Here is a 6294-nt window from a genome sequence, read left to right as displayed (position 1 = left end):
CAGCAATGCCATCAACGGTGACTGTGGCAGACCCATGTGCTGTGCTGGGTGTCACGGTGATGCTGGTTACGGCATTACCCACACTGGCGGTATAGGCTGTCGTATCGCTGTGAAAAACAGGATCTAAAGTGCCACTGGACAAGGTGAGTCCGCTTAAGTTGGCATTAGCAGAGGCAGCTCTGGTTACCTGGATGGTGTAGGTCTTGGTAGTGGTGCCATCTTCGGCGGTGACCACCACATTGATGGTGGTTGCGCCAACAGGCAGGGAGATATCAGCACTGGCAGTACCGCTTGAAACAGCAATGCCATCAACGGTGACTGTGGCAGACCCATGTGCTGTGCTGGGTGTCACGGTGATGCTGGTTACGGCATTACCCACACTGGCGGTATAGGCTGTCGTATCGCTGTGAAAAACAGGATCTAACGTGCCACCGGACAAGGTGAGCCCGCTTAAGTTGGGTGGCGCTTCTAATGTCACTATTACCGTCACTGCTTCAGTTGGCATTAAAAAGGTATACACTCCCGGGGTTCCCATGGTGGCTTCTCCCACAGCTCCCGTTACATTCACGGATGCCACTTGCTTGCCCGCTTCAATGTTAGCGATGGTTATTGTCACTGTTTCCCCTGCTGCTGCCGTTGCTTTGTCTGTAGTGACCGTGGCAGTTCCGCCTGCTACATCTGCGACTGTTATTGCGTAGGTTGCGGGTGTTGTTACACCTGTCACAGCAGGTGTCGATGGAGAGGCTGCGTAATCGCCGTCTACCTTTCTTCTTGCGGTAAATGTGTAGCTGGTTTCCGGGGTTAGCCCTGTAAACGTTCTGCTCTCTTGCCAGTTCCCCCCACTTCTATGATATTCGATACCTGCTCCCAAATCACTTAGGGTGATTGACTGTGGTGTTTGAATCTCTACTATCGGCGTATTGGGCATGATTTGCATGCCGCCTGTTTGCTCACGCCAAATCGAACGTCCATCTGCTGTTTCAGCACTTACTCTAAACCTGGTATGCGTTGTACCTGCGGGGATTGTGTACGTTTGATGATTCGTTATTCCCGTGTTAGCATAAAAGACGTATCCTGCTTTATTTCTATCAACCTCCACACGATAACTCCTTGACGCTTCCGTCCCCGTCCCCCAGTCACTGATACTTCCCCATGAAATGGTTAGCGCTTGATCCGTGATTTGAGTGCCAGAAACAGAAACTATTCCTGGTTGAGTGGGCGGAAAGGCAAATATCACATTTGCTCCATCTTCATTAGAATCAACTCGTATAAAAGATGGGAGGAACAACGCAGGACGCACACCGGCAAAATGGGCTACATGGGGGTTGGCAAGTTCTCCATTGGTAGTCGCAGCGAATACGCCGGTGGGAGTTTCTTGTATTGGTGAACTCGTCCAAAAGGAACTGTTTGGATATCCAATTCTCGCCCTATACGGAAACCATTCATTCCCGGAGATCAAGCCTAGTTTTTGTGTAAAATCAAGTGGTTCTATTGCTCCTGACCCAGTGCTGGTACCTGTGTAAAGTCCATGCATCCTATTTTCCCAAGTACTTGATCTGATTTCCCACTTCGCATTTATGATGACCCCTCTTGCTTCCGGCGTTGTTATAATCTGATTGAAGTGCGTGTTTAAGTAGTCAAATATGTATGATGCATTCTTGTTACTGTAGGCAGGGGAGCCACCGACATCACCGTCACCAATATTAGGATTCCATTGTATATCGGAACCGTAGTTATCTGCCATGACTAAATAAACCCCATTTTCATCGTGTCCTGGAATGATTCTGTTCCTATTCGCTACCTTCCACTCTCTTCCACCAAAGTTTACCAACTGCCCATTACTCGGTTCAAAATATCCTTGTGCTTCTACATGTGGCGTGGTTGAGAATATGAGTATTAATGTCATTAATATACATGTGACGATGAACAATCGTCTGAACTTAGATACAACTCTTTTCATTTTTGTCATCTCCTTTTGACTATAAAATCTTAGAGTTTCTACGATGCTGTTGTATCAGGCTTTTATAGTATATCAAAGCCCTCTGACAGGATTCTGACAAATGTACTGCTGGCACAAGGAGACGCACTTAGCGCCCCAAAAGAGGCGACTCATGAAAGAACACCCGGATGTTTATACGCGGATGGTCGCTGCCTATGTCCTTAGTTATTCGATCACCGATGATTACCTGGCCGAGAATCCCCATCTCAAATTTGCCAGCGGTTCCGGCGAGTATTTTCCATACCTTTGATTTCCCTTTCTACTATTTCAATATCCGCGCCAACGCCGAAGAACGGGTGGCTAACTACCTGAAAAAAGCTAAATAAATGAACTGGATCAATTCTAAAGAGCCTGCTTCTGCTGAAAAAAAACCTGCCCCAGCGGTTTACTTCGCTGAGGCAGGCTTTTTCATCGTGTCATGAACTGCTTGTTGACACGGATCTCACCCATTTAACCCATTTTTTTCTTACGGCACCTGATCGGTGAGCACCTCTTGGGGGCGACCCTGGGTAATGATGCTTCCCTGACGCCCCAGAACAACCACTGCATCGCAGAACCAAAAAACATGGTTGGGGTCATGGGTGCAAATGATGGCTGTCTTGCCTGTTTTCATATTGCTGAAAGCTTTTAGGATCAATGGTTAAGAGAGTGTTATTCCTTGATTGTTTTAGGCTATAATAGTACAATAAGAGTGGCATTAACCAATTTGAAATGAAGTTCCAAATTTTGGGTCTGAAACTGTTGCAAATAAAGGGTTTAAAATGCTGCTGTCTGAAAAACTTCCTCGCCTGATAGAAGATTAAAACATTTGACGAAGATCATATAAATGCAAAAAGCCTGATACTGCCTCAGTATTCTCTAATAGATGCGGCAAGAGTAGCATATAAAAAATTAGGTAACTATCGAGAAGTAGAACGGCTGTAGGAGTGGCTAAACGATCCAGGAGTGGCAGACATTTTTGTAGAAACCTGTGGAGCTTTTAAGTATTAGAGTTGATTAAGGAAAGTCTAAAATCAATCGTAAAGGGAGGTTAAATTATGGGATTGGTAGAGTTTGTAGAAAATCTGAGTGAGACAGAGTGGGAAGAGCTGGCGAAGCTGGGCACTGTAGAGGACATTAACGCATTCGCCGAGAGCAGAGGTGTGACGCTTGATCAGAAAGAGTTGGAAGAGAATGTAAATCTTAACAGTGAGTTAGATGAAGAAGAGCTGGATGGGGTAGCGGGGGGATTGAAACTTCTCTATAATGGACCAGCGACGAATCGGCATATATCTTACACCTGTCCCGATACAGGGGAAAAAAAGTGGCGAATAAACTTTATGAGAAGATAGTAAGACATCCATGCGTCAATTTAAGAAGGCACCAGTGGTGCCAGAACAACATTTATTCGAGTTCGATAAGGGTAGTGGAACGATTACATCATACTCCTGTAATGTATCGTTGGTAATTAGAAAACCTGCAGTTAGTCCGGTTTCTAAAAACCTTGAAGTGAAAATGATCTAAAAAATCCTTTCAAGAGGTGTGGCCCACACTCTTAAAGGATTTTTTAGATTAAAGTTTATTTGATGGAAGTTTTTACCCTGCCAACTTGAGATGTGACCAAGTGATGAGCGCAGTACACATTTGCTGTTGTCTTTCAGCAATTCATGCACTCTTCGCTGATTCGTTGTCAATTGATCTGCCTATCGGTACCGTTCAATAAACTGGGTGAGTCGCTTGACCCGCTGGTTGATCTCTTCCGCTTTTTTCAATACTTCTTCAGTTGTGGCGGCCTGTTCCTGGCTGACAGCACCGACAGTGCCAATGTTTTCATTGATCTCCTGTACACTGTGATTCATGCCATTGACAATTTCCTCGATTTTCTTCACTGCCTCCTGAGACTGGAGTGACAACTTGCGCACTTCGTCAGCCACAACGGCAAATCCCCGGCCATGTTCTCCCGATCTGGCGGCCTCAATGGCGGCATTAAGACCCAGCAGGTTCGTTTGGCCGGCAATGCTTTTAATCATATCCAGAATGGCAAAAGTGTCTTTCTGACGATTGGACAGATCGGTTACTCTTTCAACGGAATTTTGCCCTGCGCTGGCCAGATTATCCGAAGAGGCTGCCAATTGTTCGATGCTCTCTGTTACCTGTTGCACAATGATTTCCAGTTCCGTGACATTTTCAATGAGTTTTTTATTGGCTTCAAAGTCAATGCCGGAGCTGAGGGTGCCGATCACTTCATTGTTCACTCCATAAATGGGTGTGAAAATGGTTTTGATGGCTCTCCCGTAAACTTCCTCCGGCACGTCATCAAAAGTATCTTTTTTATAGCGCAACGCTTCTTCTATGGTTTTAATGCCTTTGATGGGCTTGCCCTCAGGCAGGTCAAGCTCAAAGGCATCGGCTCGATAATAACCGATGTACTTGTCCAAATCGGTTAGCCCCACTGCCATGTCTTCATGAACTACCCGGTTGATATAGGGTAATACCAGTTTGAACGCCGCCAAAATCTCTTCGTTGGTTTGAAATGAATGATTTGCCAACATAATCTCCCCCTCTTCATGGAATCAACTCACCATGCATCCTATCCCTTTTCTGGAGGTTTTCAAACCCACAGTGAAGAAATGAGTGTTTCGGACACATATACATCTTGTGATTATGTTAATACCACAATGAGGGAACTTTGTAACAACATCCTTTAGTGACTTAGTTGCTGCGATCTGTTTCCGTCACTGCTTTTTCCCCAGAAGGACATACCGGTGATAGGCATTCAACAGTTTTTTCTGAAGAGGCATTTGCTGCCACATGATCCGATCCACTTCTTTTAGCGGAATCTGCACCACATTTTTAAATCCGCAATTGTTGGCCAACTTTGTGAAAATCTGCACGCCGTTTTTTCCAATGAGGGGCAATGATGCCATGATGTGAGGATCATAGGTTTGTTCTTCTTGTTCTTCATGCTGCTGATTCTTTTGGAAGCTTTTCAACAGCGTTCCCATGGCTTTGAGTAAGCGCTGTTGAAGGGTTGGGCAAAACCAATTGGCATCGATCATAACGAAAATCCCTCCGGGTTTCATGACGCGATGCCATTCACTCAGGGCTTTTTCAGGATCTGTGATGGTCCACAACACATTGCGGCTGATCACCACATCGTACTGATCACCGGTGGTTTCGCTTAGCTCTTGGGCATCCTGCTGCTCAAAAACCACTTTTCCCATATGTGGGGGCTGTTTGCTCCTGGCGATGGCCAGTAATTCTGCCGAAAGATCAACCCCTTTAACACTGTATCCCAGTTCTGCCAGCATGAACGCCAGATTTCCGGTACCTGTTCCAATATCTAAAATATTTCTGGGCGACTCTCCAATCAGTTGACGCAGCAATTTCATCCACAACTGCTTCTCTGCATCACTTTTGACAGCATGATCGTACCCTTCGTCGTAATGGCTGGCACAATGATCCCATCTGTGGCGAATAGCTTCTGTCAGCGCTTCTGTTTTCCTCATTTCAATCCTCCTGCCCGTTTACATATCCATCACGGTGTCCAGAAAAGGCATCACCACCGACCGATGTCCAATTTGCTCTACTTGGCTGATTTCACCGTATATCTCCCGCAGTACTTCGTCGGTGAGCACGTCTTGGGGGCGCCCCTGGGCAATGATGCTTCCCTGACGCCCCAGCACAACCACTGCATCGCAGAACCAAAAAACATGATTGGGGTCATGGGTGCAAATAATGGCTGTCTTGCCTGCTTTCATATTGCTGCGAATGGTTTTCCACAGGAGCATCTGGTTTTTGAAGTCAAGACTGGCGGTGGGCTCATCCAGCAGCAACATCTCTGTTTGTTGTGCAAAGGCTCTGGCCAGTAATGTCAGTTGTCGCTGGCCCCCACTTAACTGGGTGTATGGCACCTCTACCAAAGAGGTGATGCCGGTCTTCTCCATGGCTTCAACAGCGGCTTCATAGTCAGAGGTTTTAGGGCCATACACACCTCCCATATAGGGTGTGCGCCCCATCAACACCACTTCTTTCACCTGGTAAGGAAAAGGGGGTGTATGTTCCTGGGGTACATAGGCCATCATCTGTGCTCTTTGTTTCGGGGGCATGCCGTGCAAAGGCTTGTCTTCCAGAAAAATGTGCTGCTCATGTTTTCCCGGCATGACGCCTGTCAGGCATTTAAACAAGGTGGTTTTACCCGTTCCATTAGGGCCAAAAAGACCGCACAGCTGTCCTTTTGGCACTGAAAAACTGATTTCCCGCAGCACCTGATGGCTCCCATAGCTGAATGAAAGTTGCTCCACATGAATGGTCAC

At 46.4% G+C, this 6294-nt stretch carries 7 protein-coding genes; 2 read left to right on the top strand and 5 right to left on the bottom strand.

The window, feature by feature from the left end; genetic code table 11:
* The coding region (locus AAIG11_RS14015) for a cadherin-like beta sandwich domain-containing protein (protein ID WP_343186855.1) at window positions 1-1099 on the bottom strand (1099 nt) is incomplete at its 3' end.
* Window positions 1100-2178: 1079 nt separating this feature from the next.
* Between AAIG11_RS14015 and AAIG11_RS14005 the strand changes: the two genes are divergently transcribed.
* Window positions 2179-2325 carry a hypothetical protein gene (locus AAIG11_RS14005; protein ID WP_343186858.1) on the top strand — a complete coding sequence of 49 codons (147 nt, stop codon included), beginning with the start codon at window positions 2179-2181 and terminating at the stop codon, window positions 2323-2325.
* A 140-nt stretch (window positions 2326-2465) separates the two neighbouring features.
* On the opposite strand, the gene AAIG11_RS14000 is transcribed toward AAIG11_RS14005, so the two are convergent.
* The gene (locus AAIG11_RS14000) at window positions 2466-2612 is read right to left on the bottom strand and encodes a hypothetical protein (RefSeq protein ID WP_343186853.1); all 147 of its coding nucleotides are present in this window, start codon (window positions 2610-2612) and stop codon (window positions 2466-2468) included.
* 424 nt (window positions 2613-3036) lie between these two features.
* On the opposite strand from AAIG11_RS14000, the gene AAIG11_RS13995 reads away from it, so the two are divergent.
* On the top strand, window positions 3037-3330 hold the full coding sequence (locus AAIG11_RS13995; protein WP_343186852.1) for a hypothetical protein: 294 nt from the start codon (window positions 3037-3039) through the stop codon (window positions 3328-3330).
* A 351-nt stretch (window positions 3331-3681) separates the two neighbouring features.
* Here the strand turns inward: AAIG11_RS13995 and AAIG11_RS13990 are convergent, their stop codons facing one another.
* The 3 genes from AAIG11_RS13990 to AAIG11_RS13980 all read right to left on the bottom strand — a co-directional run bounded on the left by AAIG11_RS13990 (window position 3682) and on the right by AAIG11_RS13980 (window position 6294).
* The gene (locus tag AAIG11_RS13990) at window positions 3682-4530 is read right to left on the bottom strand and encodes a methyl-accepting chemotaxis protein (protein WP_343186851.1); all 849 of its coding nucleotides are present in this window, start codon (window positions 4528-4530) and stop codon (window positions 3682-3684) included.
* Window positions 4531-4713: 183 nt separating this feature from the next.
* Window positions 4714-5487: a class I SAM-dependent methyltransferase gene (locus AAIG11_RS13985; protein ID WP_283410809.1), complete on the bottom strand. Its 774-nt coding sequence runs from the start codon at window positions 5485-5487 to the stop codon at window positions 4714-4716.
* A gap of 18 nt (window positions 5488-5505) precedes the next feature.
* Window positions 5506-6294, bottom strand: a complete 789-nt coding sequence (locus AAIG11_RS13980; RefSeq protein ID WP_343186849.1) for an ABC transporter ATP-binding protein — start codon at window positions 6292-6294, stop codon at window positions 5506-5508.

Source organism: Anoxynatronum sibiricum (genome assembly GCF_039414295.1).
Lineage (GTDB): Bacteria > Bacillota > Clostridia > Peptostreptococcales > Tindalliaceae > Anoxynatronum > Anoxynatronum sibiricum.
Note: the sequence above shows the minus strand (reverse complement) of the source record. Positions and strands in the feature narration are given on the sequence as shown.